A 24,687-nucleotide genomic window follows, 5' to 3' on the forward strand; every position below is an offset into this window, starting at 1 on the left:
CGGCCCGACGGGTCGCGGCATCCGCTGTTCTATCGGGGCTGCCCGCCCGGGGCGAACACCCGCAGGGCATCGGGCACCGCGACGCAGCGCAGCCGGAAGCCGCCGGGATCGCGCTCCTCGAGCTCGCCGTCGTGGACGAACACCGAGGGATGCCCCGGCTGCGGCGTGACCTTCAGGTCGAGGCTCGGCACGACCAGCCGCTCCATGTCGGCGTCGCGGGGGAACAGGCCCATCGCGCGCAGCACCGCCGCCGTGCGCTTGCCGAAGGCCAGCGACGCCAGGGCGCGCACGCGGGTGCCGCGCGCGTGGTGGATGCGCACGTCGAGCACCGAGGCCTCGATCTCCTGGCGCTGCATCGTGGCGACGCGGTCGGGGTCGTTGCGGCCCACGCTGACGAACACCGACCAGACGCGGGCGCGCCTGCCGTCAAGAACGATCGTGAGCGGCTCGGCGCTGCCCAGCGCAGACCATGTCGCGGCGGCACCGCCCAGCCACTTGCCGAGGCTGCTTCGGCGTTCGCGCTCTTCGATCAGCTCGGGGTAGGCGCCGACCGACACGACGTTGAGCACGGTGACCGGCTCGTCGTCGTCGGCGGTCGCCTCCACGACACCCACCGGCACGGTGGCGCCGGCGACCAGCGCGTCGATCGCGACGCCGACGTCGGTCAGCCCGAGCGCGCGCGCGAAGTGGTTGAACGTGCCGCCGGGCAGGGCGAGGAGCGGGCGATCGTGCCGGCGCGCGAGGTGGGCCATGCGTGACACCGAGCCGTCGCCGCCGTGAACGCCGAGGACGGCGGGCGCGGCATCCGATCCCATCGCCTCCTCGACGACGTCGGCGAGGTCCTCGCCGTCGCCGAGTTCGCGCACTGCTGCGGCGGGCAGGCGCTCGGCGAACGTCTCGGCGGGATCCTCGCGGATCACCGCCGATCCGGACCGGGAGTTCCGCACGATGAGCACGCCCGTGCCATCGCTGTTCGGTGTCGTCGCCGAGTCCATACCGCGAGGCTACCCACGGCCGGTCGCCGGCCCCCGGGGCTTGCGCCGGCGCCCGCGAGAGGTCATGCGGGGAGGATCGGCCGGTTCTCGTAGAACGTCTGCAGCACCACCGTCGTGCGGGTGTTGACCGAGGCGGCGAGGCGGATGTCGCGGATCAGCGACTCCAGATGGCGCGGCGTGCTCACGCGCACGAAGAGGATGTAGCTCGCATCGCCCGCGATGGAGTGGCACGCCTCGATCTCGGTCAGGTGCTCGAGCATCTCCGGCGCGTTGTCGGGCTGCGCCGGATCGAGCGGCGTGATCTCGACGAACGCCGACAGCGGCTTGCCGACCGCCTCCGCGTCGATGAGCGCGCGGTATCCGGTGATCACTCCGCGGGACTCGAGCCGGCGCAGGCGCGTCTGCACGGCCGACACCGACAGCCCCGCGGCGGCCGACAGCTCCGCGAGCGTCGCCCGCGCGTTCAGCGACACCTCGCGCACGATGATCGTGTCGATCGGGTCGTCGACCGCGAGCGCCGGCTCGGGCGGGACGTCGGAGCTGAGCATGGCTCGAGGATACCAACCGGCGCGTCACGGACAGGAATGTTTCCTGTCGCCGGGCTGAAACGCCGGAAGATCTCCCGTACACTCGGAGGAGTCCACCACGACCGATCGGAGGTTCACCATGCCCACCACGACTTCTGCAGCGCAGGCCATCGTCGGCGAACCCGAGGTCGTCGAGGACGCCCGTGGCGTCGAGACGTCGCCCGCCTGGCTCTCGCTGAAGGCCGCCGCGACCGCCCTGCAGCCCCTGCAGATCAAAGACGGTTCGATTCCGGATGCCGCGGCCCACCCGCAGGCGCGCGAGCACGTCGCGACGATCATCGCGTCGATCGCCGAGCTCGCCCCGCTCTTCCCGCACGATGCGGCCTACCTCGAGGCATCCATCCGCGACTTCGAGCGCTGGATGGGCGAGGACTTCGGCGTCCCCGACTTCCTCGACTCGCTCGTGGCATTCCAGCCGCAGCAGCACCGCGTCGACGGCATCCGCCACCTCGTCGTCTTCCCGATGTACACGCAGAACGGATCGTCCGAGCGCCATGTCGAGGCCGTCCTCGTCGAGGTCATCTGGCCCGATTTCATCGCCGAGCTCGAGACCGAGTACACGAACAAGCTGTTCGTGTCGCTGCGGTTCCTCGACTTCACGCCGGGCTACGACACCAACAGCGCCGTGCTCTTCCCCGAGACGGTCGCCATGCGCGAGATCCCGTCGTTCACATGGGGCGCGATCTTCCAGGACCGCGAGGCCGCGCGCTACCGTCGCGTCGTGCGCGCCGCTGCCGAGATCACGAAGCTCGAGCTGCCCGAAGACGCCGCGCGCATGCTCGACGACCAGGAGCTCGCCGAGAAGACGTTCGTGATGTGGGACATCATCCACGACCGCACCCACATGCGCGGCGACCTGCCGTTCGACCCGTTCATGATCAAGCAGCGGATGCCGTACTTCCTGTACTCGCTCGAAGAGCTGCGCTGCGACCTCACGGCCTTCCGCGAGTGCGTCGCGATCCAGGGACGCCTGTCGGCCCGCGACGACCTGTCGACGGCGGAGACGGAGATGCTCGAGCACGCGAAGCTCGTGCAGTACGCGGTGATCTTCGACCGCATCTTCCGGTTCGCGATCACCGGCTCGCGCGTGCGCAACTACGACGGGCTCGGCGGCCAGCTGCTGTTCGCGTGGCTGCACCAGCGCGGCGTGCTGCACTGGACCGACACGGCCCTCGCGTTCGACTGGGAGGACGTGCCCGCCGCGGTCGTCGCCCTGGCCGACGCGATCGACGAACTGTACTGGCGCTCGATCGACCGCCCGAAGACGGCGCACTGGCTCGCCGCCTACGACCTCGTGCGCGGCACGCTCACGCCGAACCCGGCGTCGGCGTGGGCTCGCGGCCTGTCCGACGACATCCTCGCCGGCCCGCCGAAGGGCTACACCGACGCGGTCATGGACGACGAGTTCCCGCTGTCGATGTTCTTCGAGGCGCTCGACAAGAAGATGAAGCCGGTCATCGAGTCGACGGCCGGGATCACCGGCGCCGATGCCTGATTCCGTTCGGTGTCCACCGATACCTGACTTCATTCGGTGTCCACGGATGCCGGTCGCAGAGGGCGCGCAGGGAGACATCCGTGGACACTGAACGAAGGGGTGACGCCGGGGTCGCCGGGCGGCTCGTGCTGATCGCCGGGGCGACCAGCGCTTCCGGTCTCGCGGCGGCCCGCGTCCTGGCTTCGGCCGGGGCGCAGGTCGTCGCGGTCGGCCGGGATGCCGGCCGGCTCGGCGAGCTGGCTGCCGCGGTTCCCGGCGTCCGCACCGAGGTGTGCGACCTGACCGACGAGCACGATGTCACGGCACTCGCGGAGCGCGTGCACGCCGCCGAGGGACCGGTCGACGGGGTGCTGCACCTCGTCGGCGGCTGGCGCGGCGGGGGCGGACTCGCCGGGCAGAGCGACGACGACTACCGGTTCCTCGAGCGGTCGTTCACCGCGCTGCGCCACGTCAGCCGGACGTTCGACGCCGACCTCCGCGGATCCGAGGCGGCCCGCCTGGCTGTCGTCTCGTCGACCGCGGTCGCCCGCCCGCTCGCCGGCGGCGCGAACTACGCCGCGGTCAAGGCCGCGACCGAGGCGTGGACGCGAGCCGTCGCGCAGGGGTTCACGAAGGGCGCTCGGGATGCGGGCGCGCCGCTGGCCGCGGCATCCGTCATCTTCCGCGTCAAGAGCCTCGACGGGCTCGAAGAGGCGCTCGCACAGCGGTTCGCCGACCTCTGGGCGAGCCGGGCCGCCGAGGTCAACGACACCATCGTCGAGCTGACCGACCCTGCCCTCTGACCCGGGCGCGTCGGCTCGGGCCGACCTGCCGCGGCACCCGCGTACGGTTCTCAGGACCGCCGCCGAGCGCTCGTCGCCCCGGGCGCGGAACCACGCGGTGCCCTCACCTCGACCCGACAGCTCATCCTGAGTTACGACACGCAGCTAGATTGGACCTCCGTGAGCACGATCCACGACCCAAACCTCCGCGGCTTCGCATCCGACAACTATTCCGGCATCCATCCCGAGGTGCTCGCGGCCATCGCGGCCGCCAACGACGGGCACCAGGTCGCCTACGGTGAGGATGTCTACACCGAGCGGCTGCAGTCCGTGATGGCCCGCCACTTCGGCGAGGGCGTCGAGGCGTACCCGGTGTTCAACGGCACCGGGGCGAACGTCGTGGGCCTGCAGTCGATGCTCCCCCGCTGGGGCGCCGTGATCTCGGCGACCACGGCGCACATCAACGTCGACGAGGGCGGAGCGCCCGAGCGCGTCGGCGGGATCAAGATCCTCAGCGTTCCGACCGACGACGGCAAGCTCACGCCCGAGCTGATCGACCGCGAGGCGTGGGGCTGGGGCGACGAGCACCGGGCTCAGCCGCTCGTGGTCTCGATCACGCAGTCCACCGAGCTCGGCACCCTGTACTCGGTCGACGAGATCCGCACGATCGCCGACCACGTCCACGGCCACGGCATGCGGCTGCACATGGACGGGTCGCGCATCTCGAACGCGGCGGCTTCGCTGGACGTGCCGTTCCGCGCCTTCACGCGCGACGCGGGCGTCGACGTCCTCAGCTTCGGCGGCACCAAGAACGGGGCGATGCTCGGCGAGGCGATCGTGGTGCTGAACCCCGAGGCATCCCAGGGTCTCACCTACCTCCGCAAGCTCGACATGCAGCTGTCGTCGAAGATGCGGTTCGTCTCGGCACAGCTCGTCGCGCTGCTCGACGGCGACCTGTGGCACCGCAACGCGGCGCATTCCAACGCGATGGCCCAGCGCCTGCGGGCAGGCATCGAGGCGGGGCTCGCCGACGGGTCCATCCGGGGTGTGGCGTTCACGCACCCGACGCAGGCCAATGGCGTGTTCGCCACTCTGCCGGACGGCGTCGCCGACCGGCTGCGCGAATCCTTCCGCTTCTACGACTGGGATGCCGCGAAGAACGAGGTGCGCTGGATGTGCTCGTTCGACACCTCCGAGAACGACATCGACGCCTTCCTGGCCGCAATCGCGCGGGAGACCGCCCGCGCCTGACGCCGGAAACGCCGAAAGGGCAGGATCCGCCGCTGCGGATCCTGCCCTTTCACGTGTGGGGACGGGTGCGGGCGTCAGGCGCCGGCGGGCTGCTCCGCATCCTCAGCGCGCGGCTCGGCCTCGGCGTCGAACTCGGCGCTCTCGGCCTGCTCTGCGTCGGCGCCGGTGTCGGCGTCGGCGTCGGAGCCGGCGCCACCCTCGGAGCCACCCGCGTCGGACGGCTCCGGCTGCTCGTCCTCGGCCGCCTCGGCGACGGGCGCGTCATGCCCGTCGTGCTCCGCGTCGACGTCCTCCGCGTGCACGACGTGCTCGATGGGCGCGGCGTCCTCGAGGGTCTCGGCGACCGCATCGGTCTCGGTCGTCACGCCGGCCTCGGACGTCACGCCGGCCTCGGCGAGGTCGAGCGGCGCGGTCGGACGGATGAGGTCCTTCACCTCGGCCATGAAGCTCGTCAGCTGATGCTGCTGCCAGCGCAGCTGACGCGTGCGGTCTTCGGCGTCGCGCAGCACGCCCTGCGAGTGGCTCGTCACCAGGTCGATGATCTGCTGCGCCTTGGCGCGGGCCTGGTCGAGCTGCTCGCGGGCACGCATCGCGGCGTCCGCCTCGACCTGCTGGGCCTGGGCGCGCACGAGACGCTCGAAGTCGTCCGCCTTCGCCGACACGCGCTGCGCGTGCTCGAGCGACGCGGCGACCTGGTCGTTGGCGTCCTGCGTGATGCGCTCGGCGTGGGCGACGGCCTGGTTGTGCAGCACGAGGAATTCCTGCTGGGCGTCGTCCTGACGGCGGGTGAGGGATGCCTCGAACTCGAGGGCGCGGACGCGCAGCTCGCGCACCGCCTCCTCCGCCTCGGACCGCGCGTGCGCGGTCTCGCGGGCGACCATCGACCGCAGCGTCGCGACGCCCTTCTCGGCCTCGGAGCGGATCGCTGCCGCCTCACGCTCGGCCTGCGAGACCTTCTCGGCCGCGTGGGCGGCCTCGCGCTCGATCCGCGCCTGGTGCGCCGTGAGCTCGGTCTCGATGCGCAGACGCGCCTGCTGAGCCTCGTGCTGGGCCTGCGAGATGATCGCGTCCGCCTCGGCCTTGGCATCCTTGCGGCGGTTGTCGATGTCTTCGTGCGCGGCGGCGAGCAGTCTCTCGCCCTGCACGGTCGCATTGCGCAGCACGACGCTCGCCTGCTCCTCGGCGACGCGGAGGATCTCCTCGAACTGCGGGCGGTTCGGCGACGCCGACTCCTCGGTCGCACTGACGAGCTCCTCGGTGAGCGCCTGCACACGGTGCTCGGTGTTCGAGAGCTTCGCCTGGACCGCCGCGAGCTCGGCCTCGAGGCGGGCGACGGCATCGCGGTCGCGTGCGGCAGCCGCGGCGACCTCGGTCTCGAGACGCTCCAGCGCCTCCTGGCGCTGGGCGGTCGCGGCGGCGAGCTCGCTCTCGAGGCGGTCGGCCTTCTCGCGGCTCTGCGAGACCGCCGCGCTGGCGCGCCGCTGGTTCTGCTTGAGCAGCGTCACCTGCTCGGTGGCCGCGCGCACGCGGGCGTTGAGGCCGGCGACCGCTGCGTCGACCTCTTCCTTGTCGTAGCCGCGGAAGGCGGTCGTGAAGCCCGCGTCGGCGCTCTGCGCGGCGGGGGTGGCGGCGTTCGCCATCAGGCGGTCGAACGGGTGGGTGCTGGTGTCTTCGGCCGCGTCGTTACGGGCGGGCGAGGCGTTGTCGGACATCGAGTGTCTCCGCTTCTAGGGGATCGGGGTCGGCGATCTCATCGGGGGGATGGAGTGGCGCAGACCCGCACACTCGTCCCAGCGGAGGGTGCATCCGACAGTGGCGAGGGGCGGAGACGACGCCCTCGACGACTCCAGTGTTCTGGGCGCAGCGAACTGCGGCTCGGGCAGGTGAAGACTACTCCGCCGACCTGTGTATTCGGCATGCGCGGCGGCGGGTGCTGTGGATGGCGCGAACACGCCTCGCGGACAGCGGATGGGCGACTCGGGATGCCGCGGCCTCAGGCCCCCGCGAGCCACTCCCGGTAGGCGTCGAAGGAGTACTCCCGGCCGAGGAAGGCCTCCACCAGATCCCGGGCGTCCCGCGACCCGCCGGGCTCGAGGATCTCGCGGCGATATCGGTCCGCGGTCTGCTCGTCCATGAGCCCCCGGTCGAAGCCCGAGAGCAGGTCGCGGGCGATCACGAGGCTCCACTGGTACGTGTAGTAGCAGGCTCCGTACCCCGTGAGGTGGCCGAACCCGGCGTACGGGTGGAGTCCTGGCAGCGGCTGCACCGGGCTGGTCTCGGAGTACAGCCGCTCCGTCTCGGCCTGGAGGTCGCTCGGACGATCGACGTGCAGGCGGTAAGAGACGTTCGCATGCCCGAGCTGGCGCCGCACCTCGAGCGCGCGGCCGAACGCGTCGGCGATGCGCATCTTCTCGACGAGCTCGGCCGGGATCGGCTCACCGGCAGCGTTCGCCGTGAACGAGCGGAGAACCTCGGCGTCCCACGCCCACTCCTCGAGCAGCTGGCTCGGCGCCTCGACGAAGTCCCACTCCGTCGCGACGCCGCTGAAGCGCACCCAGCGATGATCGGCGCCGAGGATGTCGTGGACGAGGTGCCCGAACTCGTGGAAGAACGTCACGACGTCGTCGTGCGCGAGAAGTCCCCGCGAGAAGTTGCACAGCAGCACGGCCTCGGGAAGTGAGCGTCCGGAGACCCCCGGTACAAGCGGGAAGCACGCCGCGTGGCTGAACTTGCCGGCGCGCGGGTGCAGGTCGAGGTGGATGCGGCCGATCCGCTCCCCGTCGCGCAGCACGTCGTAGCTCGCCACGTCCTCATGCCAGGTCGGCACCGCGACGGGCCGGTACTCGACGCCGAGCAGGCGCCCGGTGACGTCGAGCACGCCCGCCCGCACCCGGTCGAACGGGAGGTAGGAGCGCACCAGTTGCGCGTCGACGTCGTACTCCTCGCGCTTGAGCGCGCCGAGCAGGTACCAGGAGTCGGCGATCGTGACGACGTCGGCCTCGGGCTCGTCGCGGCGCAGCCGCTCCAGCAGCCGGGCGTGCTCGACGGTCGCAGCCTCGGCGGACGCGGCATCCAGTCTCGAGAGGAAAGCGGGGATCTCAGGACCCGAGCCGATCATCCTCGTCTCGGTCTCGTAGTCGGCCCAATCGGCGAAGCCGAGCAGCTCGGCCCGCTGGGCGCGCACCTCGAGCAGCTCGGCGAGCACACTGTCGTTCTCGGGCCACGCCAGGTCGTTGTACGCGCTCACGAGGGCCACCCGGGTCGCGCGCTCGGCCGCGAACTCGCGCACCGGCAGCAGGTCGGTGTAGTCGGTGGTGAGGGTGACCCGCCCGTCGGCGTCGACGGGGTGCGCGTCGATGAAGTCCTGCGGCAGCCCGGTCAGGGCGTCGGCGGGCACGGTGATCTCGCGGCGGCCGTCGCGCACGTTCCGGGAGAAGACGAGCGACAGTTCGGTGTCGCGGTCGGTGAGCTCGCGCACGCGCGCCCGCCGCTCGTCGTCGAGGTCGACGCCGCCGCGGCGGAAGTCGCGGCGCAGGTGCGACAGCATGCGCGCGGCGTCGTCGTCGAGCCCCGAGGCATCCGCGTCGGCGAAGACGGCCCAGAGGTCGCGGTCGAGCAGCCGGGCGCTGCTGAGCGCCTCCACCGCCTGCACCTGGGCCTCCGCCGCTTCGCGCACGGCGTCGTCGGGGTGGGCCTCGCTCAGCAGGTAGACGGCGTTGAGGGCCTCGGCCAGCGCCAGGTCGGCGTCGTTCCACAGGTCGAGCCGCTCGATCGTCGACAGCCCGGACCCGGCCTTCAGCTGTTCGTCGAGAGCCCCGACTCGGGCGATGCGCTCGGTCGCGCGGTCGGTGGCGAGGGCCATCCAGCCCTCGGCGTCGGTCGGGAAGGACAGGGGCTCGAGGGCGGCGTTGCTCACCCGACGAGCCTACGACGCGACGTCAGCGCAAGGCGCCCACGCTCGCGAGGGCGAGGCGCACGAGGGTGCCGCGTCCGCCCTCCATCTCTGCGGAGAGGGCATCGGATGCCGCTTCCTCTGGCTTCAGCCACGTGACCTCGAGCGCATCCTGCCGCGGCTCGCACGTGCCGGTGACCGGCACGACGAAGGCGAGCGACACGGCGTGCTGGCGTTCGTCGTGGAACGGGCTCATGCCGGGCAGGGGGAAGTACTCGGCCACCGTGAACGGGAGCGGCTGCGGCGGCAGCAGGGGGAAGGCCATGGGGCCGAGGTCGTTCTCGACGTGGCGGAAGAGCGCGTCGCGCACGGTCTCGCCGTAGCGGACCCGGCCCGAGACGAGGGTGCGCGTGATCTCTCCGAGCGGCGTCGCCCGCAGGAGGATGCCCACCTCGGTGACCGCGCCGACGCCGTCGGTGCGCACCGGCAGGGCCTCCACGTACAGCATCGGCAGCCGGCGACGGGCCTCGGCGAGTTCGATGTCGCTGAGCCAGCCGGGGTTGGCCGCGGCATCCGGTGTCGGCGATCCGAACGTGCCGTCCCCCAGGCTGCGGCCGCCGGAGCCGAACGACGCGCCCACGCCGCCGAGTGGATCGCGAGGTGTTCCGTCGTCGTCGCGCTCGTTGGGGTCGGGATCGGGGGTGCGCACCGGCATGCCTCCTGTATACCTCAACGCCCCGCCGGGCGAGAGTGGGCGGGCGCACCGACGAGGAGGCATCGCGACCCCGGTCCCTGGCACGATGGAGGCGTGAGCACCCCTACGCCTCTCGACGCGGACGCCGTGCTGTGGTCGGCCGACCCCGGCGATCGCGACGGGCGGCCGCTGCTCGTCCTGCTGCACGGCTACGGCGCCGACGAGCGCGACCTGTTCGGTCTCGTCCCCTACCTCCCGTCCGAGTTAGCCGTCGCCGCCGTGCGCGCCCCGCTCGCACCGCCCTTCCCTGCACCCGGGTACTCCTGGTACCCGATCGAGGGACTCGAGACCCGTGATCCCGCGCACATCACGGCCGCGGCACGCGGACTCATCGCGTGGACGGATGCCGCGGCTGCGGCTCATCGCACGATCGGCCTGCTCGGCTTCTCTCAGGGCTCGGCGGTGGCCCTGCAGGCGATGCGGCTCGAGCCGGCGCGGTTCGCGTTCGCGGTGAACCTGTCGGGCTACGTCACTCCCGGCGACCTGCCCCGCGACAGCGAGCTCGCCGAGCTGCGGCCGCCGGTGTTCTGGGGGCGTGGCACGAACGACGATGTCATCCCCGACTTCCTCGTCGCGCACACCACCGAGTGGCTCCCCGGCCACGTCGAGCTGAGCGGCCGGGTCTACCCGGGCCTCTCGCACAGCGTGTCGGAGCAGGAGCTCGCCGACGTGCGTGTGTTCCTCGACAAGCAGCTCGCGCAGGACGACGGGGGACCCGGCTCGGCGTAGCGGGCACGAGATTCCCAGGCGCACGGGCGGAGCATCCGCTATCGTTTCCCCTGGCCTTGTCCCCTCTGTGAGGAACTCCCGTGAAGCTGATCGCCGCGACCGCGCTGTAATCGCGCTGCTCCGTCGATCCTTCCGACGGCCCAGCGCTCCGATTCCGCGCTGACCGTCGATCCTGCCGCTCTTCCTCGGCTTCTGCCGGCCTCCCGCCGGCGCGTGCCGGCTCTTCCGCCGGCGTCGAGGCGATGCTGCGGCATCCCGTGCCAGCGCATGACCGCACCACGGAGGCTTCATGTCCACCCATACCCTCACCCCGTCCGTCGTCCTCGACCGCGTCTCGTTCGCGTGGCTCGACGGCATGCTCGCCCTCGCCGACGTATCCGGCGCCTTCGGCGTCGGCCGCACCGGACTCGTCGGCCGCAACGGCTCGGGCAAGTCCACGCTCCTCCGGCTCATCGCCGGCGAGCTCACACCCGCTGCCGGCAGTGTCGCGACGTCCGCGGACGTCGCGTACCTTCCGCAGCGGCTCACCCTCGACGTCGATCGACCCGTCGCCGAACTGCTCGGCGTATCCGTGCCGCTGTCGGCGCTGCGGGCGATCGAGTCCGGCGACGCCGACCCGCGCCACTTCGACGCGGTCGGCTCCGACTGGGACATCGAGGCGCGCGCGCACGCCGCGCTCGCCGAGGCCGGCCTGTCGCCGGGCATGCTCGACCGACGCGTCGGCGAGCTGTCGGGCGGCGAGGCCGTGCTCACGGCGATCGCGGGGATCCGGTTGCGCGGAGCATCCATCGCCCTGCTCGACGAACCCACGAACAACCTCGACCGCGACGCCCGGGCCCGGCTCGGCGCGATGGTGCGGGGGTGGCGCGGGACGCTCATCGTGGTGAGCCACGACGTCTCGCTGCTCGAGCTGATGGACGAGACCGCCGAGCTCTACGACAACCGGCTGTCGGTGTTCGGCGGTCCGTACTCGGAGTGGCGGGCATGGCTCGACAGCGAGCAAGACGCCGCGAAGCAGGCCGAGAGGGCGGCGGCGCAGGCCGTCCGGCGCGAGAAGCGCGAACGCATCGAGACCGAGACGAAGCTCGCCCACCGCAGCGCGATGGGCAAGAAGGCGCAGGCCGAGAAGCGTGTGCCGGGGATCGTCGCGGGCGGCCGCAAGATGTCGGCACAGGTCTCGGCCGGGAAGCTGCGGACCGAGGCCCGCGGCAAGGAGGCGGAGGCCCGCGAGGTGCTCGACGCCGCCGGACGCCGCGTGCGCGACGACGACACGATCCGCATCGACCTGCCCGATCCGGGGGTTCCCGCGGGGCGCCGCATCGCGACGCTGAGCGACGGGCACCGGTCGTGGGTCGTGCAGGGGCAGGAGCGGGTCGCGCTCGTCGGCGCCAACGGCGTCGGCAAGACGACCTTCCTCGAGGCGTTGGTGGGGGACAACGTCAAACGGCCGGGCGAAACCGGGGCCGCGGGGGCTGTTCCGGGGCCGGAGGCGGGGAATCTCCCGACCGTTTCACGCCCCTCTCGCCCGCCCGGCGTCCCAGAGCCAGGAGACGCGACGCAGGGGGACGGCGACACGCCGCCCGAGGCGCCGGTGTTCCCGACGCTGGTACAGGGCGAGCTGCACACCGACCGGGTCGGCTACCTGCCGCAGCGGGTGGACGGGCTCGACGAGCGCGCCTCGGTGCTCGACAACGTGGCGGCGGCTGCCTCCGCGGTGCCGATTCCCGAGCTTCGCAACCGGCTGGCCCGGTTCCTCATCCGAGGGGCAGCGGTCGAACGGCCGGTCTCGACCCTGTCGGGCGGCGAGCGGTTCCGCGTCGCCCTGGCGCGGCTGCTGCTCGCCGACCCGCCGCCGCAGCTGATCGTGCTCGATGAGCCGACGAACAACCTCGACCTCGACACGGTCGGGCAGGTCGTCGACGCCCTCGCCGCCTACCGCGGTGCGGTGCTCATCGTGAGCCACGACGACGCGTTCCTCGAGCGGCTGGGCATCGACCTCAAGCTCGAGCTCGGCCGCGATGGCGAGCTCACCGAGCGGTGACGGCGGCGCTCGGCATCCGGTTCCTTCCGCGGAACCGGATGCCGAGCGCGCCGAACAGGGCCATCATGAGCACATGAACCAACTCGTCCGGCCCCGCGAGGGGCGCATGATCGCCGGAGCGTGCCTCGCCGTCGCCAACCGGTTCGGAGCCAACGTCGTCGCGGTGCGGATCCTCACGGTTCTCGCGACCGTGTTCTTCGGCCTGTCGATCTGGGTGTACCTGCTGCTCTGGGTGCTCATCCCCGCCGAGCGCTGACGTCAGGACGATCGGCGCCGACGTCAAGCCCGCCCCGATGTCGCCGCCAGCAACCAAGATGGAGGGATGAGCGACGTGCTCGAGCGGTTCAGTCCTGCCACGCAGGACTGGTTCCGCGGCGCGTTCTCCCGCCCGACCGATGCCCAGATCGGCGCGTGGGACGCCATCTCCAAGGGCAAGAACGCGCTGGTCGTCGCGCCGACCGGGTCGGGCAAGACGCTGTCGGCCTTCCTGTGGGCGATCGACCGCGTCTTCCGTGAGAAGGACGCGAGTGTGCCGGCGGCGCCCGCGAAGGGTCGGAAGAGGCGAGCGGATGCCGCGGCCCCGCCCACCCGCATCCTGTACATCTCCCCGCTCAAGGCGCTGGGCGTCGACGTCGAGCGCAACCTCCGCTCTCCGCTCGTCGGCATCGGGCAGTCCGGGCGGCGGCTCGGCGTCGCGGTGCCCGACGTGTCGGTCGGCGTGCGCTCCGGCGACACCACGTCGAGCGACCGGCGCAAGCTCGTCACGGCGCCGCCCGACATCCTGATCACGACGCCGGAGTCGCTGTACCTGATGCTCACGAGCGCAGCGGGCGAGACCCTCAAGGGCGTGCACACCGTCATCGTCGACGAGGTGCACGCGGTCGCCGCGACCAAGCGCGGCGCGCACCTCGCCGTGAGCCTCGAACGCCTCGACGCCCTGCTCGACAAGCCGGCCCAGCGCATCGGACTCTCGGCGACGGTGCGCCCGATCGACGAGGTGGCGCGGTTCCTCGGCGGGTCCGCGCCGGTCGAGATCGTCGCACCGAAGTCGTCGAAGGCGTTCGACATGCGGGTGGTCGTGCCGATCGACGACATGCTCAACCCGCCCCCCGCACCCGGCGCGACGGCGCCCGCGGACTGGGCGCCGGCCGCGACCGGCGACGGCACCGGTGACGGCGAAGTCATCGACGAGGACTGGTTCGCCGACGGTTCGAGCGGCCGCGCGCGGGCGTCCGGCGCCGGCGAGACCGAGGTGACAGGCTCGGTGTGGCCGCACGTCGAAGAGGCGATCGTCGACCGCATCCTGCAGCAGCGCTCGACCATCGTCTTCTGCAACTCGCGCCGCCTCGCCGAGCGCCTCACCGGACGCCTCAACGAGATCTACTCCGAGCGGCTCGGGCTCGACCTGCCCGAGGCATCCGTCCCCGCCGCGATGATGGCACAGGCCGGCGCCACGGCCGGGGCCGACCCCGTGCTGGCCAAGGCGCACCACGGCTCGGTGTCCAAGGAGCAGCGGGCGCAGGTCGAGGAGGAGCTCAAGTCCGGGGTGCTGCGCTGCGTCGTGGCGACCAGCAGCCTCGAACTCGGCATCGACATGGGCGCGGTCGACCTCGTGATCCAGGTCGAGGCTCCGCCGAGTGCGGCGTCGGGCCTGCAGCGGATCGGACGCGCCGGCCACCAGGTCGGCGAGGTCAGCCGCGCGGCACTCTTCCCCAAGCACCGCGGCGACGTGCTCCACACCGCGATCGTCACCGAGCGCATGCTCGCCGGTCAGATCGAGGCCATCGCGGTCCCGCAGAACCCGCTCGACATCCTCGCGCAGCAGACTGTCGCGGCGTGTGCTCTCGCGCCGATCGACGTCGAGGGCTGGTACGAGACGCTCAAGCGCTGCGCGCCGTTCCGCTCACTCCCCCGCTCGGCATACGAGGCGACGCTCGACCTCCTCGCGGGGCGGTTCCCGTCCGACGAGTTCGCCGAGCTGCGGCCGCGGCTCATCTGGGACCGCGACCACGGCACCCTGACCGGTCGCCCCGGTTCGCAGCGGATCGCGGTGACGAGCGGCGGCACCATCCCCGATCGCGGGCTGTTCGGCGTGTTCGTGGCCGGTGAGTCGCAGAACGCCCGAGTCGGCGAGCTCGACGAGGAGATGGTGTACGAGTCGCGCGTCAACGACGTGTTCACGCTCGGCACGACCAGCTGGCGCATCGTCGAGATCACCCACGACCGCGTCAACGTCGTGCCCGCGTTCGGGCAGCCCGGCAAGGTGCCCTTCTGGCACGGCGACGGGATCGGCCGGCCTGCAGAGCTGGGCGAGGCGCTCGGCAAGTTCTCGCGCGAGGTCTCGGCGGCGAAGCCCGACAGAGCGCAGGAGCGGCTCAGCGAGGCGGGGCTCGACGACTACGCGCAGGGCAACCTGCTCGCCTATCTGGCCGAGCAGCGCGAGTCCACCGGCACCCTCCCGACCGACAAGCAGCTCACGGTGGAGCGAGGACGCGACGAGGTCGGCGACTGGCGCGTCATCCTGCATTCCCCGTACGGCATGCAGGTGCACGCGCCCTGGGCGCTGGCGGTCAACGCCCGCATCCGCGAGCGTCTGGGGGTCGAGGGCTCGGCGGTCGCCAGCGACGACGGAATCATCGCGAGGATCCCGGATGCCTCGGCCGAGCCGCCCGGAGCGGAGCTGTTCGTCTTCGATCCCGACGAGCTCGAGCAGATCGTCACCGATGAGGTGGGCGGGTCGGCCCTGTTCGCCTCGCGCTTCCGCGAGTGCGCGGCGCGGGCTCTGCTCATGCCGCGACGCAACCCCGGCCGCCGCAGCCCGCTGTGGCAGCAGCGGCAGCGGTCGGCGCAGCTGCTCGAGGTCGCGCGGCGCTATCCGACGTTCCCGATCATCCTCGAGACGCTGCGCGAGGTGCTGCAGGACGTCTACGACGTGCCCGCACTGCTGCGGATCTCACGCAGCATCGGGGATCGCCGCATCCGGCTCATCGAGACCGAGCCGTCACAGCCGTCCCCTTTCGCCCGCGACCTGCTCTTCGGATATGTCGGCGCGTTCATGTACGAGGGCGACTCACCCCTCGCGGAGCGTCGCGCCGCCGCGCTCTCGGTCGATCCGGCCCTGCTGTCCGAGCTGCTCGGCAAGATCGAGATGCGCGAGCTGCTCGACCCGGACGTCATCGCCCAGTTCGAACGGGAGGCGCAGCGGCTCGATCCCGAGCGCCGCGCCCGCGGCCTCGAGGGCGTCGCCGACCTGCTGCGCCTGCTCGGTCCGCTCGACGCCGCCGAGGTGGCCGCCCGCCTCCAGCCCACCCGAACCTCCACCGAGCCGAACGGCGACGGGACGAGCCGCGCCGACACGATCGCGGCGACCGAGGGCGACGCCGCCGCTCTCCTCGACGACCTCGTCACCGCACGTCGCGCGATCCGCGTCACGATCGCCGGAGTCCCTCGGGTGGCCGCCGTCGAAGACGCGGGGCGCCTGCGCGATGCCATCGGAGTGGCGCTGCCCGTCGGCATCCCGACCGCGTTCCTCGAGCCCCTCGCCGATCCGCTCGGCGACCTCGTCGCGCGCTACGCCCGCACCCACGGACCCTTCACGGCGGATGCCGTCGCCCAGCGGCTCGGCGTCGGCATCGCGGTCGCCCGCCACACGCTGCAGCGGCTCGAGTCGCAGGGCCGGCTGGCCAGCGGGTTCTTCCTCCCCGCGTCGACCACAACGACCGGTGACGACACCGAATGGTGCGACGCCGAGGTGCTGCGCCGACTGCGGATGCGCTCGCTCGCCGCCATCCGGGGGAGCGTCGAGCCCGTCCCGCAAGACGCGTATGCCCGCTTCCTGCCGGTGTGGCAGCACGTCACTCGTCCCCTGGAGGGAGTCGACGGGGTCGCGGCGGTGGTCGAGCAGCTCGCCGGTGTGCCGATCCCGGCCAGCGCGTGGGAGGCGCTCATCCTGCCGGCACGCGTCGCCGACTATTCGCCCGCCCTGCTCGACGAGCTCACCGCCACCGGCGAGGTGGTGTGGTCGGGGCACGGCAGTCTTCCGGGCCGCGACGGCTGGGTGTCCCTGCATCCCGCCGATGCGCTCCCGCTGACGCTCACCGTCGCCGACGACGAGATTCCGGACGGGTCGCTCGACGCGCAGCTCCTCGCCGCGCTCGACGCTGGGGGCGGCTACTTCGCCGCACAGCTCCGCCAGCTGACGGGAGCCGAGAACGAGCAGTCCGTGATCGACGCGCTCTGGCGGCTCACGTGGGCGGGCAGGGTCACCAACGACACGTTCGCCCCCGTGCGCACACTCGTCGGCGGCGGATCGCAGGCCCATCGCATCGCACGCAAGACGCCGCGCACCCGGCTCTATCGCGGCGCGGCGGTGCGCACCGTGGCGGCATCCGTCCCCCCTCGGCCGCCGGCGATCGGGGGGCGCTGGTCGCTGCTGCCGACGCCCGAGCCCGACCCCGCACTGCGCGCCACCGCAGCGGCGAGCCTGCTGCTCGACCGCTACGGCGTCGTCACCCGCGGCGCGGTCCAGGCCGAAGGGCTGCCCGGCGGGTTCGCCCAGGCCTACCGCGTGCTGGCCGGGTTCGAAGAGGCCGGGCACTGCCGGCGCGGCTACGTCATCGAGAAGCTCGGCGCCGCGCAGTTCGCCGCCTCGACCACCGTCGACCGCCTGCGCGAGTTCGCCGCGCTGTCCGACCCGCCGCCCCTGCGCGCCGTGACCCTCGCTGCCACCGACCCCGCCAACCCGTACGGCGCGGCGCTCGGGTGGCCGGCGCTCGAGGGCGTCGGCCATCGCCCGGGGCGCAAGGCGGGCGCGCTCGTGGTGCTGGTCGACGGCTCACTCGTGCTGTACCTCGAGCGGGGCGGCAAGTCCGCCCTCGCATTCAGCGGTGACGAGGCGGCCATCGCTGCGGCGACGCGCGACCTCGCCGCGACGGCGCGCGCGCGTCGGCTCGACACCCTCACCATCGAGCAGGTCAACGGCGCGTTCATCCACGGCACCGGGTGGGGCCGCGCCCTCCGCGAGGCCGGCTTCGTCGAGTCCCCGCGTGGGCTGACGCTGCGCCGCCTCACCGCGGGCGACGCCGAGCGCGCCGCGCGGCAGAGCGCCGGAACGCCGAATGCCTGAGGGCGACACCGTCTACCGCACGGCTCGACGGCTGAACGAGGCCCTGGCGGGTGCGACCGTCACCCGATTCGAGCTGCGCGTGCCGCAGGTCGCCGCGGTCGACCTGACCGGCAGCGTCGTGCACGGCGTCGTGTCGCGGGGGAAGCACCTGCTGCACCGGATCGGCGATCAGACCCTGCACACGCATCTCAAGATGGAGGGCGAATGGCATGTCTACCGACGCGGCCAGCGCTGGCGCAATGCCGCGTTCAAGGCGCGGGCGGTCATCGGGGCGACCGCGCCCGACGGCACGGAGTGGGAGACGGTGGGCTTCGACCTCGCCGACATCACCGTCGTGCCGACGTCCGCCGAGGACACGCTGGTCGGCTACCTCGGCCCCGATCCCCTTGCGGCGGACTGGGATGCCGTCGAGGCGGCGCGGCGGCTGGGCGCCGACCGCCGCGCGGTGCACGTCGCGCTGCAGGATCAGCGCAATGTGGCCGGCTTCGGCAACGAGTACGCCAACGAGATCCTCTTCGTGCGCGGCATCCTCCCCACCACTCCTGCGGATCAGACGGATGCGGCCGCGATCGTCGACCTCGGCACGCGGATGATCCGCGCCAACAAGGACCGCAGCGGGCGCACGTTCACGGGCGATGCCCGACCCGGTCGCTCGACCTGGGTGTACCGCCGCGAAGGGCGCGAGTGCCGACGCTGCGGCGCGATCATCCGCGGCGGGTCGCTCGGCGCCGACCCCACCAAGGAGCGCATCGTCTTCTGGTGCCCGGTGTGCCAGACCGGTCCGGCAACCGGCTGACTCGACGCCGGCGGCCTTCTCACGGACGATCTGTCGGCCCCTGAGCACCGGGCGGTCGCCCGCGCGCCGTGAGCGCCCCGAAACCCTGCGGTTTCCTCACCGTTACACAACTCCGGACGATCTGTCAGGCCGGACGGTTGGAGACCCCGGATCGTCCGGTTCGGCCACCGGCACGTTGCGGGGGGTGAACCGCCCGCTATTGAATGACCCACACATCCCATCCGGTCGTGCAGCGTCGCGCGACCCGCAGCAGGAGGACCTCATCAGGTGACCACGGCGACTGACGCGGAGACCGCTCCGGCGACCAACCCGGCCTCGACGGACGGCCGCGGCGCCGTGGTCCTGTCCGGGATCACGAAGCTCTACGGCGACCAGGTCGCCGTCGACGACCTGTCGCTCACGGTCCAGCCCGGAGAGTTCATCTCGCTCCTCGGCCCGTCAGGGTGCGGCAAGACCACCACGCTGCGCATGATCGCCGGATTCGAACACCCTGATGCCGGGGACATCCGGGTGTCGGGCAAGTCGGTGCTGAACGCTCCCCCGTACCGCCGCGACGTCAACACCGTGTTCCAGGCGTACGCCCTGTTTCCGCACCTCAGCGTCGCCGAGAACGTCGCGTACGGCCTCCAGCAGCGTCGCACTCCGAAGGCCGAGATCCGCGACAAGGTGACGCAGGCGCTCGACCTGGTGCAGATGCACCGCTTCGGCGACCGCAAGCCCACTCAGCTCTCCGGCGGCCAGCAGCAGCGCATCGCGCTCGCGCGGGCCCTCGTCAATCAGCCCTCGGTGCTCCTCCTCGACGAGCCCCTCGGCGCGCTCGACCGGCAGCTGCGCGAGGAGATGCAGCTCGAGCTCAAGCTGCTGCAGGCCCGCCTGGGCATCACGTTCATCTTCGTCACGCACGACCAGGGCGAGGCGCTCTCGATGAGCGACCGCATCGCGATCATGCGTGCCGGTCGCATCGAGCAGCTCGCCGACGCCGACACGGTGTACGCACGACCGGCGTCGGCGTATGTCGCGGCGTTCGTCGGGCAGCAGAACTTCTTCCGCGGCCGGATCGAGGAATCGGGCGCGGCGATCGCGTCGCCGCACGCCCTGGTGCGCGCCGCGAAGGCCACGCTCACCGGCACCGGTCAGGGGGAAGCCGCCGTGCGGCCCGAGTACATCCGGATCGCGGCCGACGACCCCACGGAGACCACCGATGCCAACACCGCGCGCGGTGAGCTGATCGGGGTCTCGCACCTCGGCGACACGATGCAGTACCTCGTGCGCCTCGGCGACGAGCAGAGCCTCATCGTGCGACGCCCGACGCCCGACGCCCCCGCCCTGCAGGTCGGCGACCCGGTCCTCTGCACGTGGGCGGCGCATCACGTCCTGCTCTTCCCCGCCGACGACGCCGCCCAGGAGGGCGGCTACGTCGCACCCCCGACCACCGTCTGAAAACCGCCCTTCCCACAACCGCACAGCCGCAGCACCCCGCTCACCCGGCTCCCCGACCCGAACCTGGAGACCACGATGACCGACTCACGCAACCCGATCCGCATCCTCGCGCCGGAGGGCGCGGCGCCGTCGATCATGCGCGAGCTCTCGCGCCGCCGGTTCCTCAGCATCGCGGCCATCGCCGGTTCCGCTGCCGCGCTCGCCGCGTGCGCACCGAGCGGGGGCGGCTCGCCGCAGCCGCAGGCGACCGGCGGCGACCTCGAAGGCAACCTGTCGGTGTACACGTGGGGCGACTACGACTCCCCCGACGTCGTCTCGGGCTTCACGTCCGAACTGGGCCCGAAGGTGACGCTCGACTCGTACAGCTCGAACGAGGAGCTCATCGCGAAGCTCGTCGCCGCGAAGGGCACGTCGGGCTACGACATCGTCGTGCCGACGGGCGTGTTCATCCCGCAGATGATCGAGAACGGCCTGTTGATGAAGTTCAACAAGGACCTGCTGCCGAACATGTCCAACATGGACCCCGCCTACCTCGGCCGCGCGTGGGACCCCAGCAACGACTACTCGGTCTGCAAGGCGTGGGGAACGACAGGCTTCGTCTACGACAAGAACGTCATCACCCGCGAGCTGACCACGTGGGCGGACTTCTTCGACGCCGCGCAGAACGAGGCGAGCGGCAAGACCTCGATGCTGGACGACCCGGCCGGCACGATCGGCTCCTACTTCTGGGCCAACGACACCGACTGGAACACCGAAGACCCCGACGAGCTCGAGGCCGCGCGCCAGTTCCTGGTCTCCGACATCGCCTCGCACATCTCGGCGTTCGACTCGTACCCCAGCACCGCGATCGTGCAGGGCTCGCAGGTGCTCATGCAGTCCTGGAACGGCGAGGCTCGACTCGGCATGCAGGAGTCGGGAGACCTCGACCGCTGGCAGTGGGTTCTGCCCGGTCCCCAGACCGAGCTCTGGATGGACAACTGGGCTATCGCCACGGGCGCCCCGCACCCCGAGGCCGCGCATGCGTTCATCGACTACTCGATGTCGCCCGAGAGCCTCGCCCTCAACCTCGACTACATCGGCTACAACGTCGGCGGCAAGGACATGGACACGAGCGGCATCGAGCTCAGCGAGTTCATCTTCTTCACGCCCGAGCAGCTCGAGACGATGCACGAGCAGGAGCTCAACGACTCGCAGACCACGCGCGTCGAGATCCACAACGAGATGAAGGCCGCCGCGGGTGCGTAGCCGCGCGGCAGGAGCCGCGCTCGCGGTGCCGGCGTGGGCATGGCTCCTGCTCTTCTTCGTCGCTCCGGTGGCGATGGTCGTGTGGTTCAGCTTCGGCTACAAGCCGGGCATCTTCGGCACGCACGCGAACGACATCCTGTCCTTCGACCGCTACGTCGAAGCCGTGTCACCCACGTTCTTCGCCACGTTCCAGAACACGCTGTGGGTGGGGATCCTCGGCACGGTGCTGTGCTTCCTCATCGGCGCGCCGGTGGCGTACTGGATGGCGTTCAAGGTGCGGCCGGATCGCCGCGGCATCCTGATCGCCCTCGTGCTCGTGCCGTTCTGGACGAACTTCCTCGTCCGAACCATCGGCTGGCAGGTCATCCTCGCGCCCGAGGGGTGGCTGTCGACCGTGCTGCAGTCGATGGGCGTCCTCGACGGTCCGCTCGCTCTCATGTACACGCGCACAGCGGTCGTCATCGGCGTGGTCTACAACTACCTGCCGCTCATGATCCTGCCGCTGTTCGTCGCGTTCGACCGGGTGGGCCCCGCCCTGCGGGAAGCGTCGAAGGATCTCGGCGCAGGAAAGTGGACGACGTTCTTCCGCGTCACGCTGCCGCTGTCCCAGCCCGGCATCATCGCCGGCGTGCTGCTGGTGTTCATCCCGTTGATGGGTGACTACATCACGGCGACGGTCCTGGGCGGCGCACAGGGCAACATGGTGGGCCAGCTGGTGGCCAGCCAGTTCCAGACTGCTCAGAACTGGGCGCTCGGGTCAGCCATGGCCGTGCTGCTCATGCTCGTCATCATGCTCACGATCGCCGTCGCGGGGGTCGTGATCTGGCTCGTGGCCCTGCCGTTCCGCACCCGCAATCGGCTGGTGCTGGGGTCGGCGCCCGCGACCGCGCGAGTGAACGACCCGGCCGAAGCCCCCGCGGAGGTGGCGACATGACCCAGACGATGACCGAGACGATGCTCCGGGCCCAGACGCCGGCCGGCGGGCGGGGCAGTGCGCCACGGCGCAAGCGCTCGTGGTCCGACATCGCCTTCAACGTGTGGGGCGTCCTCGTGATGCTCTTCCTGTTCCTGCCGATCATCGTGATCGTCATCTACTCGTTCAACACCGGGCGCCTCCTGGTGTCGTGGGACGGATTCGGCTTCGACGCCTTCCTCACGATCCTCGAGAAGCCAGCGATCCAGAGCGCCGTCCGGGTGTCCCTGATCACCGCGTTCATCGCGGCGACCATCGCCACGGCGCTCGGCACGCTCGCCGGGATCGCGATGGCGCGTCACCCGGGCAAGTGGGTGTGGTGGTTCCTGGGACTGCTGCTGCTCGTCTCGGTGACCCCCGAGATCGTCGACGCCGTCGCCCTCCTCCCCTGGATGGTGCTCCTCGGCCAGGACCTCGGCCTGACGATGTTCAACGACGGCATCGTGCGACTCTCGGTCGGATCCTCGCTCTTCGCGACGGCGGTGGTCTCGTACATCGTGCGCGCGCGTCTGGTCGGCATGGACGCCCACCTCGAAGAGGCGTCGGCCGACCTCTACGCGAAGCCGTTCACGACGTTCCGTCGCGTGACGCTCGCGCTGGCGATGCCCGCGGTCCTCGCCGGCTTCCTGCTCGCGTTCACGCTGAGCCTCGACAACACCATCGTCGCCGCCTTCGTGCAGGTGTCGGGGACGACCCCCTGGCCCGTCTACGTGCTCAGCGCCGTGCGTTCGGGGCTCCGTCCCGAGATCGCCGCGGTGTCGACGATCATGCTGCTGCTCACGCTCATCGCCCTCGCGCTGGTCGCGCTGGTGCTCAAGCGTGCCGGCGACTCCGCGACCCAGATCGCCCGCACGATGACGGGAGGCTGACCGCCGTGCGGTACGCCGATCTCGTCTTCACCGGCGGTCCGGTCTTCACGGCGAACACGGTGCGCTCGCGTGCCCGCACGGTCGCGGTGGCGGACGGCAGGATCATCGCGGTCGGCGGCGACGACGTGCGCGACCTGATCGGCCCCGGGACCGAGCTGGTCGACCTGCAGGGGCGGATGCTGCTGCCGGGGTTCCAGGACGCCCACGTGCACCCCGTGTGGGGCGGCCTCGACATGCTGCGGTGCGACCTCTCCGAGCACGGCACGGCGGCGGAGTACCTCGACGCGATCGGCGCCTACGCGGCCGACCACCCCGACGACGAGTGGATCCTCGGCGGCGGCTGGCAGATGTCGGCCTTCCCCGGCGGAACGCCGACGGCGGCGGCGCTCGACACCGTGGTGGCCGATCGCCCGGCGTTCTTCCCGAACCGCGACGGGCACGGGGCCTGGGTCAACTCGGCGGCGCTCCGCCTGGCCGGGATCGACCGCGACACGCCCGATCCCACCGACGGGCGCATCGAGCGCGACGCCGACGGCACCCCCTCGGGCACCCTGCACGAGGGCGCGATGAGCCTCGTCAACCGCCACCTGCCCGACGAGCCGCTCGAGCGGCTCACCGAGGCGCTCCTGGTGGGCCAGCGCTACCTGCACTCGTTCGGCATCACGGCGTGGCAGGACGCCATCGTCGGGTCGTACGGGGACGCCGGCGACCCGGGACCGGCGTACCTGCGGGCCGCTGCCGACGGCACGCTGACGGCACGCGTGGTGGGCGCCATCTGGTGGGATCGCGCGCAGGGGCTCGAGCAGATCCCCTCGATCCTCGAGCGTCGCGAGCGGTACCGCGGCGGGCGCTTCGCCGCGACATCCGTCAAGGTGATGCAGGACGGGGTCGCCGAGAACTTCACCGCCTCGATGCTCGAGCCGTACTGCGACGGGCACGGGCACTTCACCGACAACTCGGGCCTCTCGTTCGTCGACCCGGCCGTCCTGAACGAGGCGGTCCCGATCCTCGACGCCGAAGGGTTCCAGGTGCACTTCCACGCGATCGGCGATCGTGCCGTGCGGGAGTGCCTCGACGCCGTCGAACACGCGATCGGCCGCAACGGACACGGCGACAACCGTCACCACATCGCGCACATCCAGGTCGTGCACCCCGACGACGTCCCGCGCTTCCGGCAGCTCGGCGTCGCGGCCAACATGCAGTCGCTGTGGGCCGCCCTCGAGCCGCAGATGGTCGACCTGACGCTGCCGTTCCTGGGCGAGCCCCGCAGCGCGTGGCAGTACCCGTTCGGCGACCTCCTGCGCGCGGGCGCCGTGCTCGCCGCCGGCAGCGACTGGTCGGTCTCGTCGCCCGACCCGCTCGCGGCGATCCATGTCGCCGTCAACCGCCTCGCTGCCCCGGGCCACGAGGAGGGCGAGTACGAGGCCTTCCTCCCCGAGCAGGCGATCGACCTCGCCACGTCGCTGACGGCGTACACGGCCGGCTCGGCCTGGGTGAACCACCTCGACGAGACCACCGGGACCGTCGAGCCGGGCAAGTACGCCGACCTCGTCGTGCTGGACCGCGACCCCTTCGATGGTCCGGCCGAGGAGATCGGCACGACGCGGGTGCTGCAGACGTTCGTCGAGGGATCGCGCGTGTACGCCGCGCCCGACGCGTGAGCCGGCCGAGACGGCGGCTCGGGCAGAGGCATCCGCTCTCCCCACCTGCCCGCATCAGGTGATCTGACGGAAA

General features: G+C 71.6%; 18 protein-coding genes. 13 read left to right on the top strand and 5 right to left on the bottom strand.

Going from position 1 to position 24,687, the window contains the following annotated elements; genetic code table 11:
• Positions 1–29 precede the first annotated feature (29 nt).
• Both H9622_RS13780 and H9622_RS13785 read right to left on the bottom strand, forming a co-directional pair.
• On the bottom strand, positions 30–995 hold the full coding sequence (locus H9622_RS13780; RefSeq protein WP_225222113.1) for a diacylglycerol/lipid kinase family protein: 966 nt from the start codon (positions 993–995) through the stop codon (positions 30–32).
• A 62-nt stretch (positions 996–1,057) separates the two neighbouring features.
• Positions 1,058–1,543, bottom strand: coding sequence for an Lrp/AsnC family transcriptional regulator (locus H9622_RS13785; protein WP_191766998.1), 486 nt, complete (start codon positions 1,541–1,543; stop codon positions 1,058–1,060).
• Between the two features lie 118 nt (positions 1,544–1,661).
• On the opposite strand from H9622_RS13785, the gene H9622_RS13790 reads away from it, so the two are divergent.
• The 3 genes from H9622_RS13790 (at position 1,662) to H9622_RS13800 (ending at position 5,089) form a co-directional block, all read left to right on the top strand.
• Positions 1,662–3,077: a DUF6421 family protein gene (locus tag H9622_RS13790; protein ID WP_191766999.1), complete on the top strand. Its 1,416-nt coding sequence runs from the start codon at positions 1,662–1,664 to the stop codon at positions 3,075–3,077.
• Between the two features lie 80 nt (positions 3,078–3,157).
• Entirely contained in the window at positions 3,158–3,859 is a 702-nt protein-coding gene (locus tag H9622_RS13795) for an SDR family NAD(P)-dependent oxidoreductase (protein ID WP_318247126.1), read from the top strand.
• 159 nt (positions 3,860–4,018) lie between these two features.
• Positions 4,019–5,089 (top strand): threonine aldolase family protein, encoded by a 1,071-nt coding sequence (locus tag H9622_RS13800; RefSeq protein WP_191767000.1) that lies wholly within the window; start codon positions 4,019–4,021, stop codon positions 5,087–5,089.
• 74 nt (positions 5,090–5,163) lie between these two features.
• On the opposite strand, the gene H9622_RS13805 is transcribed toward H9622_RS13800, so the two are convergent.
• From H9622_RS13805 to H9622_RS13815, 3 genes are all read right to left on the bottom strand, one after another.
• The gene (locus H9622_RS13805; RefSeq protein ID WP_225222114.1) at positions 5,164–6,801 is read right to left on the bottom strand and encodes a DivIVA domain-containing protein; all 1,638 of its coding nucleotides are present in this window, start codon (positions 6,799–6,801) and stop codon (positions 5,164–5,166) included.
• Between the two features lie 281 nt (positions 6,802–7,082).
• Entirely contained in the window at positions 7,083–8,951 is a 1,869-nt protein-coding gene (locus tag H9622_RS13810) for a M3 family metallopeptidase (RefSeq protein ID WP_191767079.1), read from the bottom strand.
• Between the two features lie 76 nt (positions 8,952–9,027).
• Entirely contained in the window at positions 9,028–9,696 is a 669-nt protein-coding gene (locus tag H9622_RS13815; protein WP_191767001.1) for a DUF4916 domain-containing protein, read from the bottom strand.
• A 93-nt stretch (positions 9,697–9,789) separates the two neighbouring features.
• Between H9622_RS13815 and H9622_RS13820 the strand changes: the two genes are divergently transcribed.
• The 10 genes from H9622_RS13820 (at position 9,790) to H9622_RS13865 (ending at position 24,614) form a co-directional block, all read left to right on the top strand.
• The gene (locus H9622_RS13820) at positions 9,790–10,464 is read left to right on the top strand and encodes an alpha/beta hydrolase (RefSeq protein WP_191767002.1); all 675 of its coding nucleotides are present in this window, start codon (positions 9,790–9,792) and stop codon (positions 10,462–10,464) included.
• 289 nt (positions 10,465–10,753) lie between these two features.
• A complete protein-coding gene (locus tag H9622_RS13825) occupies positions 10,754–12,505 on the top strand; it encodes an ABC-F family ATP-binding cassette domain-containing protein (protein WP_191767003.1) in 1,752 nt (583 codons plus the stop codon).
• 73 nt (positions 12,506–12,578) lie between these two features.
• Positions 12,579–12,761 (top strand): PspC domain-containing protein, encoded by a 183-nt coding sequence (locus H9622_RS13830; RefSeq protein WP_191767004.1) that lies wholly within the window; start codon positions 12,579–12,581, stop codon positions 12,759–12,761.
• 66 nt (positions 12,762–12,827) lie between these two features.
• A complete protein-coding gene (locus H9622_RS13835; RefSeq protein ID WP_191767005.1) occupies positions 12,828–17,630 on the top strand; it encodes an Lhr family ATP-dependent helicase in 4,803 nt (1,600 codons plus the stop codon).
• Entirely contained in the window at positions 17,623–18,426 is an 804-nt protein-coding gene (locus H9622_RS13840) for a DNA-formamidopyrimidine glycosylase family protein (RefSeq protein ID WP_191767006.1), read from the top strand. The genes H9622_RS13835 and H9622_RS13840 overlap by 8 nt, the downstream gene beginning before the upstream one ends.
• A gap of 267 nt (positions 18,427–18,693) precedes the next feature.
• Entirely contained in the window at positions 18,694–19,866 is a 1,173-nt protein-coding gene (locus H9622_RS13845; protein ID WP_191767007.1) for an ABC transporter ATP-binding protein, read from the top strand.
• A 75-nt stretch (positions 19,867–19,941) separates the two neighbouring features.
• Entirely contained in the window at positions 19,942–21,111 is a 1,170-nt protein-coding gene (locus tag H9622_RS13850) for a polyamine ABC transporter substrate-binding protein (protein WP_191767008.1), read from the top strand.
• Positions 21,104–22,045, top strand: a complete 942-nt coding sequence (locus tag H9622_RS13855; protein WP_191767009.1) for an ABC transporter permease — start codon at positions 21,104–21,106, stop codon at positions 22,043–22,045. Before H9622_RS13850 ends, H9622_RS13855 begins: the two co-directional genes overlap by 8 nt.
• A complete protein-coding gene (locus tag H9622_RS13860; protein ID WP_225222115.1) occupies positions 22,042–22,953 on the top strand; it encodes an ABC transporter permease in 912 nt (303 codons plus the stop codon). The genes H9622_RS13855 and H9622_RS13860 overlap by 4 nt, the downstream gene beginning before the upstream one ends.
• A gap of 5 nt (positions 22,954–22,958) precedes the next feature.
• Positions 22,959–24,614, top strand: a complete 1,656-nt coding sequence (locus H9622_RS13865; protein WP_191767010.1) for an amidohydrolase — start codon at positions 22,959–22,961, stop codon at positions 24,612–24,614.
• The last annotated feature ends 73 nt before the right edge of the window (positions 24,615–24,687 follow it).

The organism is Microbacterium gallinarum, from assembly GCF_014837165.1.
In the GTDB taxonomy this organism is placed as follows: domain Bacteria; phylum Actinomycetota; class Actinomycetes; order Actinomycetales; family Microbacteriaceae; genus Microbacterium; species Microbacterium gallinarum.

Coding starts and splice junctions, on each gene's coding strand:
- H9622_RS13780 (WP_225222113.1), bottom strand. CDS start 995: ATGGACTCGGCGACGACACCGAACAGCGATGGCACGGGCGTGCTCATC.
- H9622_RS13785 (WP_191766998.1), bottom strand. CDS start 1,543: ATGCTCAGCTCCGACGTCCCGCCCGAGCCGGCGCTCGCGGTCGACGAC.
- H9622_RS13790 (WP_191766999.1), top strand. CDS start 1,662: ATGCCCACCACGACTTCTGCAGCGCAGGCCATCGTCGGCGAACCCGAG.
- H9622_RS13805 (WP_225222114.1), bottom strand. CDS start 6,801: ATGTCCGACAACGCCTCGCCCGCCCGTAACGACGCGGCCGAAGACACC.
- H9622_RS13810 (WP_191767079.1), bottom strand. CDS start 8,951: ATGGCCCTCGCCACCGACCGCGCGACCGAGCGCATCGCCCGAGTCGGG.
- H9622_RS13815 (WP_191767001.1), bottom strand. CDS start 9,696: ATGCCGGTGCGCACCCCCGATCCCGACCCCAACGAGCGCGACGACGAC.
- H9622_RS13825 (WP_191767003.1), top strand. CDS start 10,754: ATGTCCACCCATACCCTCACCCCGTCCGTCGTCCTCGACCGCGTCTCG.
- H9622_RS13830 (WP_191767004.1), top strand. CDS start 12,579: ATGAACCAACTCGTCCGGCCCCGCGAGGGGCGCATGATCGCCGGAGCG.
- H9622_RS13835 (WP_191767005.1), top strand. CDS start 12,828: ATGAGCGACGTGCTCGAGCGGTTCAGTCCTGCCACGCAGGACTGGTTC.
- H9622_RS13840 (WP_191767006.1), top strand. CDS start 17,623: ATGCCTGAGGGCGACACCGTCTACCGCACGGCTCGACGGCTGAACGAG.
- H9622_RS13850 (WP_191767008.1), top strand. CDS start 19,942: ATGACCGACTCACGCAACCCGATCCGCATCCTCGCGCCGGAGGGCGCG.
- H9622_RS13860 (WP_225222115.1), top strand. CDS start 22,042: ATGACCCAGACGATGACCGAGACGATGCTCCGGGCCCAGACGCCGGCC.